Consider the following 20,428-nt stretch of genomic DNA (forward strand, 5'->3'; position numbering starts at 1 on the left):
AATTTCGTACGTACGGAGGGAACCCTTTCTGGACGCCAACCGTTTAAAATCCGCAGTGAGGTCGATCATTTGGTATAGGGACCTGATTAGATCGTCACGTATTTCCAAACAATAGATAGGAGAAAAAAGATGCGCCTTCGTGTTCTTTCTGCCGCTGCTCTGCTGCTCGTCTCCGCACATGCTTCCGCTGCGGGTCCGGTGGGTCTCAATGGTCTGCTGGCTCCCGTTGATCGTCTGGTGAGCTCGGTCGTCACCGGCCTGCTGGGCACCAACCATGGTCAGCTCCTGGTCCTGCCGGCGCTGCCTGCGGTCGCCCTCCCGGGTCTGGTCCCGCTGCCGGCGGTGCCGATTCCGGCCACGCAGATCCTGGCAGGTCTCGACGCCATCCCGACGACGGTGAAGCTGATGCAGGCCTTCGCGCCGCTCGCGACGGCTGTCTACATCCCGGTGGTCACTCCGATCTTCCTGAACTTCTAAGTTCGGATCGGTCGTAAAAAAATCGCCCGGCTTGGCCGGGCGATTTTTTTTGTGCGTGTTGCCGCGATCCGGCGCTACTTCTCGACGAAGGCGCGTTCGATCACGTAGTCGCCGGGCGAACCGATGTGCGGCGAGATCTGGAAGCCACGGCTGTCGAGCAGGGCGGCGGTGTCCTTGAGCATTGCCGGCGAGCCGCACAGCATCGCGCGATCGGTTTCCGGATTCAGATCGGGCAGGCCGATGTCGCGCGTCAGCTTGCCGCTCTCGAACAGCTCCGTCAGGCGTCCGTTGTTGCGGAACGGCTCGCGCGTGGCGGTCGGGTAATAGATCAGCTTCTTGCTGACTTCCTCGCCGAGGATCTCGTGCTTCGGCAGATCCTGCGAAAGATGATCGTGATAGGCGAAATCGTCGACCTGGCGGACACCGTGGACGAGCACGACCTTCTCGAAGCGCTCGTAGGTCTCGGGATCCTTCACCAGCGATAGGAACGGCGCGAGGCCCGTGCCGGTGGCCAGCATGTACAGGTGCCGGCCGGGCTTGAGGTCATGCAGAATCAGCGTGCCGGTGGGCTTGCGGCTGACCAGCACGTCGTCGCCGACCTTGATGTGCTGCAGGCGCGACGTCAGCGGGCCGTTCTCGACCTTGATGCTGAAGAACTCCAGGTTCTCCTCGTAGTTGGCGCTGGCGATGCTGTACGCACGCAGTAGCGGCCGGCCATCGACCTGCAGCCCCATCATCACGAAATGGCCATTCTCGAAACGCAGCGCCGGATCGCGCGTCGTCGTGAACGAGAACAGCGTGTCGTTCCAATGGTGAATGGAAAGAACCTTCTCGGTACCGATGGCAGCCACATCAACCCCTGAATCGAATGAAGACGGATGAAGTTTCGACGCGGGGGCGGCTTCGTGCCGTCCCCCGCATGGACGAGATCAGGCGGCGATCTTGCGCAGGCGCGCGACCGACTCCTGCAGCACCTTGTCGCTCGTCGCGAAGCTCAGACGCACGTGACCGGGTGTGCCGAAGGCCGAGCCCGGAACCAGTGCGACCAACGCTTCCTTGAGCAGCTTGTCGGACAGTTCGAGATCGTCCTTCACGCCCAACTTTGCGATGAGTCCTTCGACATTAGGAAAGACGTAAAAGGTGCCGTCGCCGGAGGCGCAGGAAATTCCCGGCACCGAGTTCAGGTCGGCCACGAGGCGATCGTGCCGGCCCTTGAAGGCCTTGCACATCTCGGTGACGCAGGTCTGGTCGCCGTTGAGTGCGACTTCGGCCGCCACCTGGGAGATCGAGGTCGGGTTCGACGTCGACTGGCTCTGGATGTCGGCCATCGCCGTGATGATCTTCTGCGGGCCGGCCGCAAAGCCCAGGCGCCAGCCGGTCATCGAATACGTCTTCGAGACCGCGTGGATCACGACGGTGCGGTCGTACAGGTCCGGGCAGACGTTGATGATGTTCGCGAACGGTTCCGCCGCCCAGAGGATCTTCTCGTACATGTCGTCGGTCGCGATGACGATCTGCGGATGCTTGCGCAGCACCGCACCGATCTCGGCGAGTTCGGCCCGCGTGTAGGCCATGCCCGACGGGTTGGACGGCGAGTTGATCCAGACCATGCGCGTGCGCGGCGTGATGGCGCGCTCGAGCTGCTCGGCGGTGATCTTGAAGCGCGCGGCCTGCGTCGTCGGGATGATCACCGGCGTGGCGTCAGCGAGCAGCACCATGTCCGGATAGCTGACCCAGAACGGCGCGGGGATCAGCACCTCGTCACCGGCGTTGAGCACGGCCATGCACAGGTTGTAGCAGCTCTGCTTGCCGCCACAGGACGCGAGGATCTGGCCCGGCTTGTACTCGAGCTGGTTGTCGCGCTTGAGCTTGTCGATGATCGCCTTCTTCAGCGAAGGCGTGCCGCCGACCGGCGTGTACTTGGTGAAGCCGCGCTTGATCGCGTCGATCGCCGCGGCCTTGATGTGCTCGGGCGTGTCGAAGTCCGGCTCGCCGGCGCCCAATGACAGCACGTCGAGACCCTGGGCCTTCAGTTCACCGGCCTTGGCCGTGACTGCAAGGGTGGGAGAAGGCTTGATGCGGCCCATGCGCTGGGCCAGAGGCAGTTCCACGATGACACCCCAAGTGAAGGGAGAAAAACGGCGCGCAATGGTAATGGATGTAGGCGCCGAGGCCTACCTCTGCGCCGAGATCGGGCGGCATTTCGGCGGCACGGGCCGCTGCCGTGCCGGTGGTCGCAATGCGCGGGACGAGTCGATCTGCGCGGGCACGGCTGCGACAATGATGGGCGGCATCCCGCCATCGAATCGCCATTCTCTCCCCCGCATGGACCCGACCCAGACTGCGATCGTCTTCGCCGACGCCAAGACGGGCGCGCCGTTCCTCTTCGTGCTGTCGCTCGGCCTGCTGCTGGCCGGCGGCCTTTTCCTGCTGCGGCCGTGGCCGCCCAGGTTGGCGCGAGGACTCATGTTCGCGCTGGTGCTGGTGATCTGCGGCGCCGGAGTGTTCTACGCACTGCTGGATCGCAAGCTCGTCGTCGATCGCTCCACGCAAGAGGTCGCGCAGTCGGCTCGAATCCTCGGGCTGGGTCGCAGGCAGGCATGGAAATTTGGCGAATTCCAGACGGTGCGCGTCGAATACCGGCCGATCCGCGTGAACCGGGAGTCGGGGATGTCGCGCTCGAATCCCGGGAATGCCGAGCGTCACGACAACTACGTCGTCGAACTGGTGGGTCCCGGCGCTACGGTCTACGTGCGGTCGTACGACGAGGCTTCGGAGGCCGAACGGGTTGCGGCCAATGTCGCGCGCGCGGGTTCCTGGCAGGCGCGGCGACTCGGCTATCGGGTGCGGACCGGCAGCGGACAACCGGGCGAGGGGATTGCGGCCGGGGAGTTGCAGTCGTTCGAGACGCCGTCGGGCCAACAAGGGATCGGCATGAGCTTGGAGGCCTGGACGCAGATCCAGATCGAGAGCGGGGCTGAATCGGTGATCGAAGTGTCGCCCTGAGTCCGCAGAAATTGCGGATCAACCCGCTCGTAGCCCGGGCGAAGCCCGGGGTTGCGCTCTGCATGTGAGGGGAATCCCGGGCTTCGCCCGGGCTACGTTTACGCGCGCGGAGCAGCGTCGATTAACGCCTGCGCAGCGCGCAGCAGATTCGCAGCGGGCCCGTTGGCGCCCAGAGTGATCCGCGAAACACAGGCGCCATCCATCAACAGATGCAACGAGTCCGCGAGGATTTCCGCATCCCGCGCGCCCAACTGGCTGCACAGTTCGTGCAGCCGGCGACGCTTCTCACGGTTGTAGTCGAGCACCACTTCGCGCGCCGGGTGGGCGTCGTCGGTGAGTTCGATCGCCGCGTTTGCAATCGGGCAACCGCGATCGTTCTGCGCCTTCTGCTTGCGTGTCTGCGCCTCGAACAGCGCGAGCAAGGCTGCGCGCGGATCGTCGGCGTGCGGTGCGACGGTGGCATCCCACCAGCGCCAGAACTCCTCACGCGATTCGCGCAGGCACTCCGCAACCAGCTCGTCCTTGCCCTCGAAGGCCCGATAGAGGCTCATCTTGGTCGCGCCGGCTTCGTGCGCGATGGAATCGACGCCGACCGCACGAATGCCCTGTCGATAGAACAGTTCACGCGCGGCGTCGAAGATGCGGTCGCGCGCACTGGGCCGCGCCGCCGTCTCCGGTGATTTTTTCTCCCGACTTGAACGGGTTGTGACCACCATGACCCAATTCCTCTGCATCAGCCCTTGAAAGGATACCGTCCCGGTCGCACTGTCCGTTCATGATACCGCTCGGTATCATCTCATGATGGTGTCCGTCCTGGACCATTCAATCGAATTGGAGACGAAAGTGGAAAGAAAACTGGCATTGGTGACAGGCGGCAACAAGGGCATCGGACTGGAGACGGCGCGTCAGCTCGCGAAGGGCGGCGTGCAGGTGATTCTGGCCAGCCGTGACGGCGCGCGCGGAGAAGCCGCGGCGCAGGTCCTGGTCAAGGAAGGGCTTCCGGTAGAGCACGTGCAGCTCGATGTGAACGACTCGGCCAGCATCCAGCGCGCCGCCTCGGAAATCGAAGGCCGGCACGGCCGCCTCGACATCCTGATCAACAACGCCGGCACCGTGCTCGACGCCCTGGACAAGCCGCCTTCGGCGCAGACGCTGGAGACCTGGCGCAAGACCTTCGATACCAACGTCTTCGGACTGGTCGAAACGACGCTGGCCTTCCTGCCGCTGCTGAAGAAATCCAAGGCCGGACGCATCGTCAACGTGTCCAGCCGCCTGGGCTCGATCAACGATCAGGCTGATCCGACGAGTCCGTACTACGACTTCAAGGTTCCCGCGTACAACGTCAGCAAGGCCGCGGTGAACGCCTGGACCGTGCAGCTCGCGCATGAACTGCGCAGCACCTCCGTCAAGGTCAATTCCATCCATCCCGGGCATGTGAAGACCGACATGGGCGGTGCCTCGGCCCCAATGGAAATCGTCGACGGCGCGAAGACCTCGGTCGAACTCGCGCTGATTCCCGCCGATGGGCCCAATGGCGGTTTCTTCCACCTCGGCGAACGCCTGCCCTGGTAATCCTCTCCACCCCATTCAACCCACGAAACGAACGAGATCGACATGCCTACCCTGCAAGAACCCGTACAGGTCGGTGACCTGAAGCTGAAGAACCGCGTCGTCATGGCGGCGCTGACGCGCACCCGCGCCGGCACCACGCACGTGCCCAACGAGCTGATGGCCGAGTACTACGCCCAGCGCGCCAGCGGCGGCCTGATGTTCACCGAGGCCACGATGGTGGATCCGCAGGCCAGCGCGTTCATCGGCGAGGGCGGCCTCTACTCGCCCGAGCATGCGCTCGGCTGGAAGAAGGTGACCGACGCGGTCCACGCCAAGGGCGGTCTGATCCAGGTGCAGCTCTGGCACCCGGGCCGCGCGACGCATCAGGACATCAACAACGGCGTGCAGCCGATCTCCTCGACGCCGCGTGCGATCCGCGACTCGAGCACGCACACGCCGACCGGCAAGCACGCGTATCCGGTTCCGCGCGCACTGACCACCGCCGAGGTCCCCGGCATCGTCGAGATGTTCCGGCAGGCTTCGCTGCACGCCAAGGCGGCAGGCTTCGACGGCGTGCAGATGCACGGTGCGCACGGCTATCTGCTCGATCAGTTCCTGCGCGACGGCGCCAACGATCGCACCGATGTCTACGGTGGCTCGCTGCAGAATCGCGCGCGCCTGCTATTCGATGTCATCGATGCCGCGATCGGCGTCTGGGGTGCGGGCAAGGTCGGTCTGCGCATCTCGCCGCTGGTGGGCTTCAACGACATGGTCGACTCCAACCCGCGTGAGCTCGTCGCCTACGTGGCCGAACAGGCCCAGGCCCGCAAGCTGGGCCATTTCGAACTGCGCCACGACCAGTGGGATCGTCCCGAAGAGCTGGAACTGCAGAAGATCGCGCGCCGCGCCTTCCGCGGAGCGCTGTTGCTCAACGGCGGCTTCGACGGCGCTTCGGGTGAAGCGGCGGTGGCAGAAGGCCGCGCCGATGCCATCGTCTACGGCAAGTGGTACCTGTCGAATCCGGATCTGCCGGAGCGCATCGCGAAGAAGGCCGAGCTGAACGCCTTCGACCCGGCGACGTTCTACGCCCCGGGCCCTGAGGGTTACACCGACTACCCGCGCCTGGCCGCCTAGCGCGCAGGGCAGGGCCGTCACCGGCGGTCCGATCGCGTGATCGGCCGCCGGATTTCGGTGGGCTTCGAAGGTGGATCGTTTTCCGCGATGGAGTTGTCTATCGTGGGAGCGACCCCACCTTCGGACTCCCGCCACGCTTCCTTCGTGGCCCAGGCCGATTCCGACGCCGACCGTCCATGAAAGAAGCTCCTCGCGACAATCTCAAGGTCGTCCGCCTCAAGCACCGGCGTGACGCGCTGTTCAAGCTCAAGAGCGAATGGCCGCCGGCGGGCGACCAGCCGGCCGCGATCGCGGGGATGGTCGAGAATCTCGAGGCCGGCGTCGCGCACCAGACGCTGCTCGGCGTCACCGGATCCGGCAAGACGTATTCGATCGCCAACGTGATCCACCAGGTGCAGCGCCCGACGCTGGTGCTGGCGCCCAACAAGACGCTCGCCGCGCAGCTCTACGGCGAGTTCAAGGAATTCTTCCCCGACAACTCCGTCGAGTACTTCGTCTCGTACTACGACTACTATCAGCCGGAAGCCTACGTTCCGAGCACGGACACGTTCATCGAGAAGGACAGCTCGATCAACGAGCACATCGAGCAGATGCGTCTGTCGGCCACCAAGGCGCTGATGGAACGTCGCGACTCGATCATCGTGGCCAGCGTCTCCGCCATCTACGGCCTCGGCGACCCCGAGAGCTACTTCAAGATGGTGATGCACATGAAGGTCGGTGATCAGATCGATCAGCGCAGCCTGATCCGCCAGCTCGCCTCGATGCAGTACACGCGCAACGACATGGATCTCGCGCGCGGCACCTACCGTGTGCGCGGAGACCTGATCGACATCCACCCGGCCGAAACCGACGACGAGGCCGTGCGCGTCGAGCTGTTCGACGACGTCGTCGAATCGGTGTCGATCTTCGATCCGCTCACCGGCGAAGTGCGCCAGCGCGTGCCGCGCTACACGATCTATCCGAAGTCGCACTACGTGACGCCGCGCGAGAAAGTGCTGGGCATGTTCGACGTCATCAAGGACGAGATGCGTGAGCGCCTGAAGTATTTCCAGTCGGCGGGAAAGCTGCTGGAAGCGCAGCGCCTCGAGCAGCGCACGACCTTCGACCTGGAGATGATCCAGGAAGTCGGATTCTGCTCGGGCATCGAGAACTACAGCCGCTATCTCTCGGGCCGCAATCCGGGCGAGCCGCCGCCGTGCCTGCTGGACTACCTGCCGCCGGACGCGCTGGTGGTCGTCGATGAAAGCCACGTCACCGTTCCGCAGCTCGGCGCCATGTACAAGGGCGATCGCGCGCGCAAGGAAACGCTGGTCGAGTACGGATTCCGTCTGCCCAGCGCGATGGACAACCGGCCGCTGAAGTTCGAAGAATTCCAGCGACTCGTGCCGCAGACGATCTACGTCAGCGCCACACCCGGTCCGTACGAGGTGGAGAAGTCGGGTTCGAGCGTCGTCGAGCAGGTGGTGCGTCCCACCGGGCTGGTCGATCCTCAGGTCGAGATCCGGCCGGCGCGCACGCAGGTCGACGACGTGCTCGGCGAGATCCGCATCCGCGCCGAGAAGCACGAGCGCGTGCTGATCACCGTGCTGACCAAGCGCATGGCAGAGGACCTCACGGACTATCTGCACGAGAACGGCGTCAAGGTGCGCTACATGCACTCCGACGTGGATACCGTCGAGCGCGCCGAGATCATCCGCGACCTGCGCCTGGGTGTCTTCGATGTCCTGGTCGGCATCAACCTGCTACGCGAAGGTCTCGATCTTCCGGAGGTTTCGCTGGTCGCGATCCTCGATGCCGACAAGGAAGGCTTCCTGCGTTCGGATCGTTCGCTGATCCAGACGATCGGACGCGCGGCGCGTCACCTCGAGGGCAGGGCGATCCTGTACGCCGACCAGGTCACCGACTCGATGCGTCGCTCGATCGGCGAGACCGATCGTCGTCGTGCCAAGCAGCAGGCCTTCAATCTCGAACACGGCATCACGCCGCGCGGCGTGACCAAGCGTATCGCCGACCTGATGCGCTACGGATATGCCGACGGCTCGGGCGCGCTGCCCAAGGCGGCGGAGCCCAAGGCCGGCTACGAGGCGCGGCTGACGTCCGAGCAGATGGCCAAGAAGATCGCGAAGATCGAGAAGGAAATGCGCGTCGCCGCGCAGAACCTGGAATTCGAGAAGGCGGCGAAGCTGCGCGACGACGTCCGGCGCCTGCGCGAACAGTTGCTGGTGCACGCGGCCTGATGCGGCATGGGTGGCGCCACATCGCGGTCTGCGCCGCGTTGCTGATGGCCGTGCTGTCGTCGGCAGCGGCGCGCGCGGACTGCAGTCCCTGGCCGGCCTGGGAGGCGTTCAAGTCCGGCTACATCAGCGGCGACGGCCGCGTCATCGATCCGATGCACGCGGACCAGCGAACGGTTTCGGAAGGCCAGGCCTACGCGATGATGTTCGCGCTGATCGCCGACGACCGCGCGAGCTTCGATCGCCTGCTCGCATGGACGACCAACAACCTGTCGCGAGGGGACCTGGCGGAGAACCTGCCGGCCTGGCTCTGGGGCAGGCGCGAGGACGGCCAGGCGTGGGGCGTGCTCGATCCCAATGCCGCCACCGACGCCGACGTCTGGCTGGCTTACGCCTTGCTCGAAGCGGGCCGGCTGTGGGCGGAGCCGAAGTACGAACGGCTGGCGGACGCGCTGATCGCCAATATCGCGAAACACGAGGTGATCGACCTGCCGGGTCTGGGCCCGACCCTGGTGCCGGCGCCGCACGGTTTCGTGTTCAAGGACTACGCGCGCCTCAACCCCAGCTATCTCGCGCTGCAGCCGCTGCGCCGCATCGGCGGACACACCGGCGATCCGTTGTGGAACGCAGTCACGTGGTCATCGCGTCGCGTGCTGCTGGAGGGCGCCTCGCGGGGCGTGGCGGGCGACTGGATCGAGTGGCGCCCGCGGGAAGGCTTCGTTCCGGACACCAAGACGCAGGGGCTGGGCAGCTACGACGCAATCCGGGTGTATCTGTGGATCGGCATGCTCGACGCGCAGGACCCGGACCGGGGCGAGCTGCTGGCGCGGTATGCACCGGTCGCCGGTCTGTTCTCGGCGGATGGCCGGCCCCCGACCTACATCGACATCGCCTCGGGTCGTACGCGCGGCCTGGCCTCCGGCGGATTCTCCGCTTCCTTCCTTCCGTTCTTCACGGCACAGGGCAATTTCGGCGCGGTGGCGCAGCAGAGTCTGCACCTCGCGGTGCAGACGGCGAGCGACGCGACGTTCTACTACGACCAGGTCCTGCGCTTGTGGGGCGGCGGCTGGAGCGCAGGCCGCTACCGGTTCGCTGCCGATGGCGGCCTCGTCCCCGCGTGGTCGGGATGCGCGACGCGTTGATTCCATTTGCGTCGCCGGGGATGCGCCGTTAATCTTCGCGCCCCTGCGGTTCGGCAGGCGCGTAGCTCAGTTGGTTAGAGCACCACCTTGACATGGTGGGGGTCGGAGGTTCGAGTCCTCTCGCGCCTACCACTCGGTACCTTCGGTGCCAGTGGTAGCAGGTCGATGCGGGCACTGCGCCCGGCATTTTTTTGCATCTGCCGCTCCCGTTTCACCCGGCATCCCGCGCCGCTCGGCGCGACTTCCTTGGCGGCAGGATGGAGATCCGGATGCGCTCGATCTCCTCGACGATCTGCTCGATGAAGGCCGCGGTCGCCGCAGGGATCGGCCGTCCGGACAAGGTCGCGACGATCACCGGCGCGCGCACATGCGACAGATCGGCGATGTCGAGCATCGCGAACTCGTCGCGTGACAGCTCGGCCGGGAATACGCCGATCACGCCTGCGGTGATCGCATCCGTCTGGTGGACGATGTGGCGGATGACCGTGAAGTCCTCGGCCTGCAGGAACAGGTCGTGCAGTTCTTCCGAGGACTTGCCGCCGCCGTAATGCTCCATGAGCCAGGACAGGTACCAGCGCGGCAGCTTCGGCACCAGCAGCGGGTAGGGCAGGACGTCGCGGATCTTGATCTTCGGCAGCCGGGTCAGCGGATGATCGCGCCGGCACAGGATCACGGGCGAGGACATCGCGAAGGTGCGCGCGTCGATGCCCGGATCCAGCGCATCGAAAGGCGAGCCCACGTAGACGTCGACGCGGCGCGCGAGCAGTTCGTTCTGGAGTTCGTCCCAGCCCTGCGTGCGCAGGCGGAAGCGCAGCTTCGGATGCTTGCGCAGCAGGCGCGACAGCGCCGGCGCCACGATGATGTCCGCCATCCACGGATCGGACCCGATGATCACCTTGCCCGAATCCAGATTGCGCAGCAGTTCGATCTCGCGGCGCGCCTCGTCGAGCGCCGCGGTGCTCTCGCGTGCCACGCGCAGCACGACGTCGCCGTACTCGGTCGGCGTCACGCCGCTCTGGTCGCGCACGAACAGCTGCACGCCGTAGTCCTCCTCGATGCGACGGATGCTCACGGACAGGGCCGACTGCGTCAGATGCAGGGCCTCGGCGGCGCGACGGTAATTGCGGTGCTCGTTGAGGGCGAGCACGTGACGCAGCTGACGCAGGGATTCGGACATGACAGAAATCGATCGATTGCCGAAGAATAATGAATTGGACGAGCATTCGGCGCCCTCGTCAATATCGTCCCTGTGCGTTGGACCACGCGAGGAGACCCATAGAAATGAGCATCGAAGCCCTGTCAGCAGACGGCCGCTCCGTCCGTTACACCGATCGCCGACGCTGGTTGTGGTCGCTGTCCCTGGCCTGGCCGCTGCTGCCGGTGGGCTCGTGCCTGCTGGCGATCCAGACCGGTCACGCGGCCTGGTACTGGGCGACGCTGGTGATCTGGTACCTGATCGTTCCCGTCATCGACCACCTGCTGCCGCCCGACGCCAGCAATCCGCCTCCCGAGGTGGTGCCGCAACTCGACGCCGACCGCTACTACCGGTACCTGACGTATCTGACGGTCCCGATCCACTACCTGACGCTCGTGTATTCGGCCTACGTGGTCGGCACGCAGGACCTGGCCTGGTATTCGATCCTTGGCCTGGCGCTGTCGGTGGGCGTGGTCAACGGACTGGCGATCAACACGGGTCACGAACTCGGCCACAAGACGACGACGCCGGAGCGCTGGCTGGCCAAGACCGTCCTGGCCGTCGTCGGCTACGGGCACTTCTTCATCGAGCACAACAAGGGGCATCACAAGGACGTGGCCACGCCCGAGGACCCGGCCTCGTCGCGCATGGGCGAAAACATCTACCGATTCGCCTGCCGCGAGATTCCCGGTGCGATGCGCCGCGCCTGGAGTTCGGAGAAAACGCGGCTGGCGCGGTGCGAAAGCGGACCGTGGACGCTGAAGAACGAGGTGTTGCAGCCCTTGCTGCTCACGGTGCCCCTGTACGCGGCGCTGATCTACGCTTTCGGCTGGGTGATGCTGCCGTTCCTGTTCATCCAGGCGTTCTGGGGCTGGTTCGGCATCCTGAGCAGCGCCAACTACATCGAGCACTACGGACTGATGCGCCAGAGGCTCGCGAACGGGCGCTACGAGCCCTGCCAGCCGTACCACTCGTGGAATTCGAACCACGTGATGTCGAACCTGATCCTGTTCAATCTGCAGCGTCATTCGGATCATCACGCCAACCCGACGCGCCGCTACCAGAGCCTGCGCGCCTTCGACAAGCTGCCGGAATTCCCGAGCGGGTACCCGCTGATGTTCATGATCGCGCTGCTGCCGCCGCTGTGGTTCGCGCTGATGGATCGCCGCGTCATGGCTTGGGCGGGCGGTGACTTCAGCCGCATCAACGTGCTGGCCGAAAAGCGCGCGAAGCTGGCGGCGCGTCATGCCGGCGCCGGGGAGCAGGTCCCCGTCGCCCGATGACGGCCTACCGCCGTTATCGATGTCCCGGCTGCTCGTACGTGTTCGACGAGCGGACCGGGGACGCACACGAAGGGTTCAAGCCCGGCACGCGCTGGGAGGCGGTTCCGGACGACTGGGCCTGCCCGCAGTGCGCCGTGCGCGAGAAGCCCGACTTCGAGCCGCTTCCCGCTGGCGAGAACCCCGTTCCCTAGCCGGGATGCGCCGACTCGGCCCGATTGCCGCAAGGGGGGCGGATCGCCGCGCACGGGTAGGCAGATCGCGGCGAATGTTTTACGCTTCCTCCCGTTCCGCATGAGCGCGACGCCGTCGCCGCCCTGCCGAAGACATCGCAAGCCCGCAATGCACCTCCGCAACAAAGCCATCGTCCTCGCCGTACTGGTCGTCGTTACCGACGCGCCGTAGGGGACGCTGCACGCAACAATCCAACCCCGCCGGCGCAACATCCGGCGGGGTTTTTCGTTGTAGGGGTTGCAGGATTCGCCGGATGTTCCGCCCAAGGGGTTCCAACCTGGAACCTTCATGGACATCACTGGCGCACAACTCATCACCCGCTTCCTGGAACGGCGCGGCACGCCCTTCGTCACCGGCGTGCCTGGCGGCGCCGTCCTGCCGCTCTACCGCGCGCTGGACGACTCGCAACTGCCGCACGTGCTGGCGCGCAACGAACAGGGCGCCGCCTTCATCGCGCAGGGTTATGCGCGCGTCGCCGGCCGGGCCGGCGTGGCCATCGCCACGTCCGGACCCGGCGTGACGAACACCGTCACGGCGCTGGCCGATGCCAAGTCGGATTCGGTGCCGCTGGTGCTGCTGGCCGGGCAGGTGCCGCGCGCGCTCAAGGGCACCGACGCGTTCCAGGAAGCGCCGACCGGGTTCATCGTGGATCGCATCACCAAGGCGCATTTCGAGATCGGCTCGGCAGCCGAACTCGCCGAACTGCTGCCCGAGGCCTTCCGCATCGCCGAGAGCGGCCGCCCCGGCCCGGTGCTGCTCGATATTCCCAAGGACGTCCAGACCGAACGCATCACGCTCGACGGGCTTCCGGACCCGGTGAGCCCGACGGCTGCGCCGGTCCCCAACCCGAACCAGATCGCGCGTGCGGCGGGCCTCATCGAGCGCTCGCAGCGTCCGCTGCTCTATCTCGGTGGCGGGGTGCGGATCTCGCGAGCCTTCGCCGATGCGCAGCGCCTGGCCGAGACCGCGAGCCTGCCGACGGTGACCACGCTGATGGCGCTCGGTACCTTGCCGCCGGAGCATCCGCTCGCGCTGGGGATGCTCGGCATGCACGGCGCGCAGCATGCGAATCGGGCGATCGACGAGTGCGACCTGCTGATCGCCATCGGCGCACGCTTCGACGATCGCGCCACCGGCAAGCTCGCCGCGTTCGCTCCGAATGCGCGCGTGATCCACATCGATGCGGACCCGCGCGAACTCGGCAAGCTGCGACGAACGGACCTCGCGATCCATGCCGACGCCGGTGCCGCGTTGCGTGGGCTCTGCGCAATGTTGCGACCGACCTTGCGCACCGAATGGCTCGCGCGCGTGGGCGAGCTTCGCCGGACGTATCCGGCGCCCATCGCGGACCCGCATTCGCTGGCGCGTCCGCAAGGCTTGATCGCGCAGATTGCGCGACTCGCCGGACCGGATCGCGCGGTGACCACAGACGTGGGCCAGCACCAGATGTGGATGGCGCAGGAATATCCGATCCGCAATCCGGCGCGATGGCTCACGTCGGGCGGCCTGGGCACGATGGGGTTCGGAATTCCCGCTGCGATCGGCGCTGCGCTCGCTTCACCGGAGACCGGCGCCCTGTGCGTGACCGGCGACGGCAGCCTGCTGATGAACGTGCAGGAGCTCGCGACGCTCGCCGATCTGCAGCTCGACGTGAAGATCGTGGTGTTCGACAACGGCGGCCTGGGCATGGTGCGCCAGCAGCAGAGCCTGTTCTACGAGCGGCGCTTCACAGCCTCCGGCTATCCGCGCGGCACTTCGATCTGCGCGCTCGCGGAAGCCTTCGGCATTCCGTCGATCGATCTCGGACGGGCACGCGATGCGCAGGCGGCATTGCGCCGCGCATTCGCCGAGCCCGGACCGGTGCTGGTCCGCGCGCCGATCCACGCCGATGAACAAGTGCTGCCGATGGTGGCGCCGGGACAGTCCAACCTCGAGGTGATCGCATGAGCTCCATGACCGAATACGCGCTGGCGCGTCGACCTGCCGATTGGCCGCAACCCGAGCAACTCGGTTTCGGACAGAAGCTCGCGCCGTGGGTGGTCAGCGCCGAGCACCGCGACGGCGAAGGCTGGTCGGCGTTGCACGCGATGCCGTTGTCCGAAGCGCGCAGTCCGATGGCCAGCGGCGGGCTGCAGTACGGACTGTCCGTGTTCGAAGGGCTCAAGGCCTATCGCGGGCCGCGCGGCGATGCGCACCTGTTCCGACCGCGGGAGCACGCCGCGCGCCTGACGAGCAGCGCCCGTCGCCTTCGCATGCCGCATGTCCCCGAATCCCTGTTCATCGAGGCCTGCCGGCTGGCGGCGCGGCTGCACGAGGACTTCCTGCCGCCGCAGGGACGCGGATCGCTCTACCTGCGGCCGACGCTGTTCGCGGACGAGGAGGCTCTGGGATTTCGCGTGGCGCATACGCACCGCCTGGCGCTGATCGTGACGCCGAGCAGCGATCCGTTGCCGAAGACGGTGAACCTCTGGGCGGAATCCGAACTCGCTCGTGCCGCGATCGGCGGCACCGGCGCGGCCAAGACCGGCGGCAACTACGCCGCCGGACTGCTGGGCCTGGTGCGGGCGCGCGAGCGCGGCTGCGACGACGTGGCCTGGCTCGACGCGGCGCGCACGCGCCTGTCCGAGGCGGGCACGATGAACCTGTTCGTGAAGATCGACGACACGTGGTGCACGCCGCCGCTGGATGGAACGATCCTCCCGGGCATCACGCGCGACAGCCTGATGACGCTGATGCGCGAGCAGGGCGTCGACGTGCAGGAACGCGGACTCGACCTGCGTGAGCTCGCAACGCTCGAACGCGAAGGACGGCTCGGTGCGGCGTTCGGTTGCGGAACCGCCGCGAGGATCGTGCGCATCGCGTCGATCCGCAGCGAATCCTCGACGGTGTCGTTTCCGGATGATCCGCAGGTCGCGGTTCTGCGCGATCGGCTGAAGCGATGTCAGGAAGGGACTGAGTCCGGCTTCTCGACGTGGGCCTGTGCGATCTGAGTATCCGATCGCATAGGCCGCGCCAGGCCTCGGCATGAGCCGCACGCACCGCGACACGGTGCGTGCGGCGCGCAGGTCGTGTTCTCAAGTCCGTACGCGAAAGTGCGACATCGACGGCCGTCGCAGCCGACGCGCGTACTCGCTCATGTAGCCGACCCAGTTGTTCGTGTTGCGGCCGCCGACGAGATACCAGCTGCTGCAGCCGCCGGTGTAGGCCGAGTTCCCGCTGCGTGCTGCCATCTCCTCGTTGAACGCCTGCTGCGCCGCCGGTTCGACGTCGACCGTGGCGAGCCTGCGCTGCGTCATCTCGCGTACCCACTGCGTGATGTAACGCTGCTGGCGTTCGAGCATGAAGATGATCGAGCCGGCGCCGAGATTGGAGTTGGGGCCGTACAGCATGAACAGGTTCGGGAAATCCGAGACGGCGACGCCCAGGTAGCCCTGCGCGCCATCCTTCCAGCGTTGCCGAAGCGAGGCCCCGCCCAGGCCGCGAAAATCCATCGGCGCCAGGAACTGTGTGGCCGAGAAGCCGGTGCCGAACACCAGGGCATCGATCTCGCGGGTGACGCCGTCGGCGGCGCGGATGCTGGACGCGCCGACTTCGAGCACCGGCTCGGTGACGACCTCGACGTTGGGCCGCGCCAGTGCGGGCAGCCATTCGTTGGACAGCAGGATGCGCTTGCAGCCCAGCGGCGTGTCGGGCGTGAGCCGCGCGCGCAGCGCGGGATCCTTCACCTGCGCCTTCATCAGCGCACGCGCCGCGAAGCGCAGCAGCGGACGAGAGAGCCGGCCGAGCAGCGAGCCGTTCTGCAAGGCCGCGGAAAGAAACTCGTACCACCAGTAGATGCGCCAGCGGTCCAGCGTGTGCAGGAACGGCAGCTTCGTCAGCAGCCAGCGTTCGACACGCGTGTAACTGCCGTCGAACTTGGGCAGCGTCCAGCTCGTGGAGCGCTGGAACACGACCAGCTTGTCGACCTCGGCGGCGAGCGCCGGTACGAACTGCACGGCGCTGGGGCCGGTGCCGATGACCGCGACGCGCTTGCCGCGAAAATCGTAGTCGTGCTCCCAGCGCGCCGAATGGAAAACGCGACCGGTGAAGCGCTCGATGCCTTCGACGTTCGGTGTCTGCGGAAGGTTGAGCTGGCCCACCGCCGTGATCACCACCTGCGCTTCGTGCGTGCTGCCGTCAGTGAAGCGCAGCGTCCACAGCGAACGCGATTCATCGAAGTCCGCGCTCGCCACCTCGGTTGCGAAACGGATGTGCCGGCGCAGGTCGTACTTGTCGGCGACGTGCCGCAGGTACGCATGGATTTCGGCCTGCGGCCCGTAGCGGCGCGACCAGGCGTAGTGGGGCTCGAACGAAAACGAGTACAGGTGCGAGGCGACGTCGCAGGCCGCGCCGGGATAGGTGTTGTCGCGCCAGACACCGCCCACGTCCTGCGCTTTCTCGAAGATCGTGAACGATTCGATGCCTGCCTTTTTCAGCGCGTACGCCATGCCCAGGCCGCCGAAGCCGGTGCCGATGATGGCGATGCTGGGGCTCGCGGCCGTGTTTCGCGTCGGTTCTTCGTGTGTTCCCACCCACCGCTCCTGCGCTGCTGAAGGGAGCGACCTTAGCGCAGGGCTGCGCGATATCGGGATTACTGTGCTTTGATGCCGGATGACGCGTTCGTCGGGTGCGACAAAAGCGCCTTGGCGGGCCGACAATCGATCGCGTACCGCACCAGGCCGGACGGGGGATGGCGACATGGAAGACGACGAAGAGCCGGAGATCATCTACGAGGCTGCCCCCACGATCGTCGAACTCGATGGGAACGAGCCGGGCCCGGACGCTGCCACGCTCGCGCAGATGGGCTGGTTGCTGCGTCGCTATACCTCGCGCACCTATATCGCCCGCGCACGGGATCTGTTCGCCGGCCTGATCCGCGCCTTCCTCGAGTGGAGCGATGCTGACGAGGTTCTGTCGCCGGAAGTTGCGAAGGAGTGGGCGCTGGCTCTGCACCAGCGCCTGGCCTCGTTCCAGCGCGCGCTCGATGCGCTCGACAAAGGTGACGCCGCCCGGGCGTACCCGGCGCTGCGCGAGGCCGTGAGCGGCCTGGAGCCGGCGGATGCCCGCGACGAGTTTCGCTTCTCGCTGACGCAACTGATCGATGCGATCGGACCCGCCGCGCGGCCCTGGGGCGAGAGTGCCGTCGCGATGATGGATCGCATCGAGCGCACGCTGGAGGGTTGCTGGGCCTGTGAGACGATCCTGGCCGACCGCTTGTCGCTGCGCATGCGCCCGCGAAGCTTTCCGGAGAAGCTGGACGCGCTGCCGCTGCCCGATCCACGCTCGCCGAAGCTCAAGACGGGCAAGAAGATCCCCGTGACCGGCATCTGGATTGCCACCACGACCTTGAATGCCTGTCCCAACTTCCTGGTCGCGGGCCAGCCGGCGCCGGAGCTGCGTCGTCCCTGCGAGCGCCTCGACTACGAGGCGACGCCGGCGGCAGGCGGTGAGCCGGCACGCGATGCCTGGAGCGACTACGAGTTCGCCGACGAAGCCACGGTGTGGCAGCTCGTGTGGACCGACACGCGGTATCGCGGTGCGGAGAGCGAGGACGAGAGCGCGATGCTGGACGAGGACAACGCGCTGCCGGGGTAACGGGATCGATCACCGGGCGCCCTAGCCCGGGTTTCACCCGGGCTACGACTACGACGGCGGCATCACCCAGCCGCCGAACTGCTTCTCTAGCGCCCGCGCCACGGCGATGGTCTGTGCGTCGCGCCCGGGCGCGCCGACCACCTGAACGCCGAGCGGCAGGCCCTGTTCATTGAGACCCAGCGGCACCTGCGTCGACGGAAAGCCCAGCACGTTGAAGATGCCGCAGTAGGCGAAATCGAACGGCGTGAGCAGCGGATGGTTGTGAAGCGGCGCCACGCGCGTGTACGGCGGGTAGAGCAGCACGCCGTCGTCACCCAGGGTTTCGATCAGCTCCTCTCGCAAGGCCTTGCCCATCTCTACGTAGCGACGGGTCGGCAGCGGCAGCGTCTCGATCAGCGCGAGCACCAGCGCCGGCAGGGTGTGCGGCGTGAGACCCAGCGGCCACTTGGCGAGTTCGAGGAACGTCGAGATGCGCCGGCCTTCGCCGAGCTGGACGGCGAAAGGCTCCGGTTCGGCGGCGTGCATCAGCGCGGCCCATATGTCGAAGGCCTTGCGCAGCGCCGGCGGCTGCAGCCACGTGAGCTTCTGCGACGACTGTGAGCCCAGCCATTCCGCCGCGCGCGCCTGCGCGGCCGACAGGTCGGCGGCGACCTTGCGCTTGCCGTCGTCGCGGATCGCGAAGATGCGCAGCTTGTCGAGCTTCACGCGACGCGGGTCACCGCGCAGTGCGCCGGCCGTGCAGACCGGATCGACGCCATCGGGTCCGGCGAGAATCTTGAGCAGTGGCCACAGGTCGTCCGCGCGCCGCGCGATCGGTCCGGTCACGCAATTGCGGTTCATGTCACCGGTCGGCTCGGGATACTGCCCGGTGTTGGGCACGATGCCCGGCGTCGGCTTGTGGCCGAAGACGCCGTTGAAGAACGCCGGGAAGCGGATCGAGCCGCCGACATCCGCGCCCAGGCCGAACGGCGATGCACCCGCACCGATCAACGCGCCTTCGCCGCCGCTGGAGCCGCCCGCGATGCGGCGATGGTCGTAGGGATTGCCGGTGCGTCCGTAGACGCGGTTCGCGGTCTCCATCCACATGCACAGCTCGGGCGTGTTGGAGAAACCCAGCACGATCGCGCCGGCAGCGCGCAGGCGCGACACGGCCGGCGCCTCGACGGTGGCGATCGCCTTGCGCCTCGACACCATCCCGGAGACTTGAGGAAAGCCGGGAAACGCGAAGTTTTCCTTGATGGTGCAGGGCACGCCGAGCAGCGGCGGCAGGGTGTCGCGGCTCTCATCGCTGGCGAGGCGTGCGTCCGCCGCATCGGCCTCGACGCGGGCCTCGTCGAAGCGGAACTGCACCATGGCGTTGATGCGCCGGTTCACGGCGACGACCCGCGCGATGTGCGCGTCCACCAGTGCGCGGGACGTCAGGCGCCGCGCGCGCAGCGCGGCGGCCATCTCCATGGCGGAGGCGGTCAGCGGATTCATCAGGCGGTTCAGCTCAGGAAGTGCACTCCCGTCAGATTCTCCGCCATCGTCCACAATCGCGCCGCAACGGCGGTGTCCTTCGAGGCCCGCGTACTGTCGACGAGGCGCGGCGAGCCGCGCAGTTCGAACCATCCGCCGGGTCCGTAATACGCGCCACCGGCCGCCGTCGGCGAGGTCGCCGCGAGCAGGATCGGCATCGCCCCGGTTTCGGCGCTCTGCCCGAGCAGCCGGTCGCCCAGACGCACCATCGCGTTGCCGATGCGCGACTTGCCCAGCGAATTGTTCGCGCTGATGTTGGTGGCGGCGTAGCCCGGATGCGCAGCGATGCTGGTGGCCTCGATGCCGGCGCCGACGAAGCGGCGTTGCAGTTCGAACGCGAACATCAGGTTCGCCAGCTTGCTCTGCCCGTAGGCCGCCATGTCCTGGTAGCGACGGGTTCTGAAATGCGGGTCATCGAAATCGATGCGGCCGAAGCGGTGCGCGATGCTCGCCGTATGCACCACGCGCGCTCCTGGCGTTGCGCGCAGCGTCGGCAGCAGATGCCCGGTCAGCGCGAAGTGGCCGAGGAAGTTCGTGCCGAATTGCAGCTCGAATCCGTGACGCGTGTGCGACAACGGCGGCAAGGCGAGCCCGGCGTTGTTGCACAGCAGGTGCAGCGCATCGTGGTTGTGCGCGTAGCGCTGCCCGAACGCCTTCACGGAATCCAGGTCCGCGACGTCCAGCTCCATGACCTCGACCTGGCCGGCGGGGATCGCTGCGAGCAGCCGGTCTCGCGAAGCCATCGCCCGTTCGGCCGACCGGCAGGCCATGACGACCGCGGCGCCGCGGCGGGCCAGGTGCAACGCGGTCCAGTAGCCCAGGCCGCTGTTGGCGCCGGTCACGATGGCGCGCTTTCCCGTCAGATCGGGAATGTCGTCGAAGGTCCAGGTTTTCATGCAGGCCGATCCATCCTGTCGAAGCGCGATCATCGCCAGCCGGGTCGATCGGCGAATCATCCGAAAGGCGCATGTGCTCCACGCCAGGCCATCGCGTGCGAGCGGCCACGTCCGGCCTGCGCCTCGT

General features: G+C 66.6%; 18 protein-coding genes and 1 tRNA gene. 12 read left to right on the forward strand and 7 right to left on the reverse strand.

Annotation, left to right across the window (positions count from 1 at the left end):
- Positions 1-129: 129 nt before the first annotated feature.
- Positions 130-477 carry a hypothetical protein gene (locus DFR24_RS03915; protein ID WP_133880019.1) on the forward strand — a complete coding sequence of 116 codons (348 nt, stop codon included), beginning with the start codon at positions 130-132 and terminating at the stop codon, positions 475-477.
- Positions 478-551: 74 nt separating this feature from the next.
- Here the strand turns inward: DFR24_RS03915 and DFR24_RS03920 are convergent, their stop codons facing one another.
- Positions 552-1,328 carry a ferredoxin--NADP reductase gene (locus DFR24_RS03920; RefSeq protein WP_133880020.1) on the reverse strand — a complete coding sequence of 259 codons (777 nt, stop codon included), beginning with the start codon at positions 1,326-1,328 and terminating at the stop codon, positions 552-554.
- A gap of 78 nt (positions 1,329-1,406) precedes the next feature.
- Positions 1,407-2,588, reverse strand: a complete 1,182-nt coding sequence (locus tag DFR24_RS03925) for a pyridoxal phosphate-dependent aminotransferase (RefSeq protein WP_133880021.1) — start codon at positions 2,586-2,588, stop codon at positions 1,407-1,409.
- A gap of 1 nt (position 2,589) precedes the next feature.
- Here DFR24_RS03925 and DFR24_RS03930 point away from each other — a divergent pair, with 1 nt between their 5' ends.
- Entirely contained in the window at positions 2,590-3,483 is an 894-nt protein-coding gene (locus DFR24_RS03930) for a hypothetical protein (RefSeq protein ID WP_133880022.1), read from the forward strand.
- Between the two features lie 98 nt (positions 3,484-3,581).
- Here DFR24_RS03930 and DFR24_RS03935 read toward each other — a convergent pair whose 3' ends face one another.
- A complete protein-coding gene (locus DFR24_RS03935) occupies positions 3,582-4,199 on the reverse strand; it encodes a TetR/AcrR family transcriptional regulator (RefSeq protein WP_246051505.1) in 618 nt (205 codons plus the stop codon).
- Positions 4,200-4,284: 85 nt separating this feature from the next.
- Here DFR24_RS03935 and DFR24_RS03940 point away from each other — a divergent pair, with 85 nt between their 5' ends.
- The 5 genes from DFR24_RS03940 to DFR24_RS03960 all read left to right on the forward strand — a co-directional run bounded on the left by DFR24_RS03940 (position 4,285) and on the right by DFR24_RS03960 (position 9,676).
- Positions 4,285-5,055, forward strand: a complete 771-nt coding sequence (locus tag DFR24_RS03940; protein WP_133881455.1) for an SDR family oxidoreductase — start codon at positions 4,285-4,287, stop codon at positions 5,053-5,055.
- Positions 5,056-5,097: 42 nt separating this feature from the next.
- Complete coding sequence (locus DFR24_RS03945) at positions 5,098-6,168, forward strand: alkene reductase (protein ID WP_133880024.1); 1,071 nt, start codon at positions 5,098-5,100, stop codon at positions 6,166-6,168.
- Positions 6,169-6,344: 176 nt separating this feature from the next.
- Positions 6,345-8,405, forward strand: a complete 2,061-nt coding sequence (gene uvrB / locus DFR24_RS03950) for an excinuclease ABC subunit UvrB (RefSeq protein WP_133880025.1) — start codon at positions 6,345-6,347, stop codon at positions 8,403-8,405.
- Positions 8,405-9,544 (forward strand): cellulose synthase complex periplasmic endoglucanase BcsZ, encoded by a 1,140-nt coding sequence (bcsZ, locus tag DFR24_RS03955; RefSeq protein WP_133880026.1) that lies wholly within the window; start codon positions 8,405-8,407, stop codon positions 9,542-9,544. Before uvrB ends, bcsZ begins: the two co-directional genes overlap by 1 nt.
- A 55-nt stretch (positions 9,545-9,599) precedes the next feature.
- Positions 9,600-9,676: transfer RNA gene (locus DFR24_RS03960), tRNA-Val, on the forward strand.
- 79 nt (positions 9,677-9,755) lie between these two features.
- On the opposite strand, the gene DFR24_RS03965 is transcribed toward DFR24_RS03960, so the two are convergent.
- Positions 9,756-10,721, reverse strand: a complete 966-nt coding sequence (locus DFR24_RS03965; protein WP_133880027.1) for a LysR family transcriptional regulator — start codon at positions 10,719-10,721, stop codon at positions 9,756-9,758.
- A 104-nt stretch (positions 10,722-10,825) separates the two neighbouring features.
- On the opposite strand from DFR24_RS03965, the gene DFR24_RS03970 reads away from it, so the two are divergent.
- The 4 genes from DFR24_RS03970 to DFR24_RS03985 all read left to right on the forward strand — a co-directional run bounded on the left by DFR24_RS03970 (position 10,826) and on the right by DFR24_RS03985 (position 15,243).
- Positions 10,826-12,022 carry an alkane 1-monooxygenase gene (locus DFR24_RS03970; RefSeq protein ID WP_133880028.1) on the forward strand — a complete coding sequence of 399 codons (1,197 nt, stop codon included), beginning with the start codon at positions 10,826-10,828 and terminating at the stop codon, positions 12,020-12,022.
- On the forward strand, positions 12,019-12,213 hold the full coding sequence (locus tag DFR24_RS03975; protein ID WP_133880029.1) for a rubredoxin: 195 nt from the start codon (positions 12,019-12,021) through the stop codon (positions 12,211-12,213). The genes DFR24_RS03970 and DFR24_RS03975 overlap by 4 nt, the downstream gene beginning before the upstream one ends.
- A gap of 328 nt (positions 12,214-12,541) precedes the next feature.
- Positions 12,542-14,200 (forward strand): biosynthetic-type acetolactate synthase large subunit, encoded by a 1,659-nt coding sequence (gene ilvB / locus DFR24_RS03980; protein ID WP_133880030.1) that lies wholly within the window; start codon positions 12,542-12,544, stop codon positions 14,198-14,200.
- Positions 14,197-15,243, forward strand: a complete 1,047-nt coding sequence (locus DFR24_RS03985) for an aminotransferase class IV (protein ID WP_133880031.1) — start codon at positions 14,197-14,199, stop codon at positions 15,241-15,243. The genes ilvB and DFR24_RS03985 overlap by 4 nt, the downstream gene beginning before the upstream one ends.
- A gap of 84 nt (positions 15,244-15,327) precedes the next feature.
- Here DFR24_RS03985 and DFR24_RS03990 read toward each other — a convergent pair whose 3' ends face one another.
- Positions 15,328-16,824 (reverse strand): flavin-containing monooxygenase, encoded by a 1,497-nt coding sequence (locus tag DFR24_RS03990; protein ID WP_210772462.1) that lies wholly within the window; start codon positions 16,822-16,824, stop codon positions 15,328-15,330.
- A gap of 166 nt (positions 16,825-16,990) precedes the next feature.
- Here DFR24_RS03990 and DFR24_RS03995 point away from each other — a divergent pair, with 166 nt between their 5' ends.
- Entirely contained in the window at positions 16,991-17,887 is an 897-nt protein-coding gene (locus DFR24_RS03995; protein ID WP_162851027.1) for an Imm72 family immunity protein, read from the forward strand.
- 48 nt (positions 17,888-17,935) lie between these two features.
- Here DFR24_RS03995 and DFR24_RS04000 read toward each other — a convergent pair whose 3' ends face one another.
- Both DFR24_RS04000 and DFR24_RS04005 read right to left on the reverse strand, forming a co-directional pair.
- Positions 17,936-19,366 carry an amidase gene (locus DFR24_RS04000; protein WP_133880034.1) on the reverse strand — a complete coding sequence of 477 codons (1,431 nt, stop codon included), beginning with the start codon at positions 19,364-19,366 and terminating at the stop codon, positions 17,936-17,938.
- A gap of 8 nt (positions 19,367-19,374) precedes the next feature.
- Positions 19,375-20,301, reverse strand: a complete 927-nt coding sequence (locus tag DFR24_RS04005) for an oxidoreductase (RefSeq protein ID WP_133880035.1) — start codon at positions 20,299-20,301, stop codon at positions 19,375-19,377.
- Positions 20,302-20,428: the final 127 nt, after the last annotated feature.

The organism is Panacagrimonas perspica (genome assembly GCF_004364935.1).
Taxonomy (GTDB): domain Bacteria; phylum Pseudomonadota; class Gammaproteobacteria; order Nevskiales; family Nevskiaceae; genus Panacagrimonas; species Panacagrimonas perspica.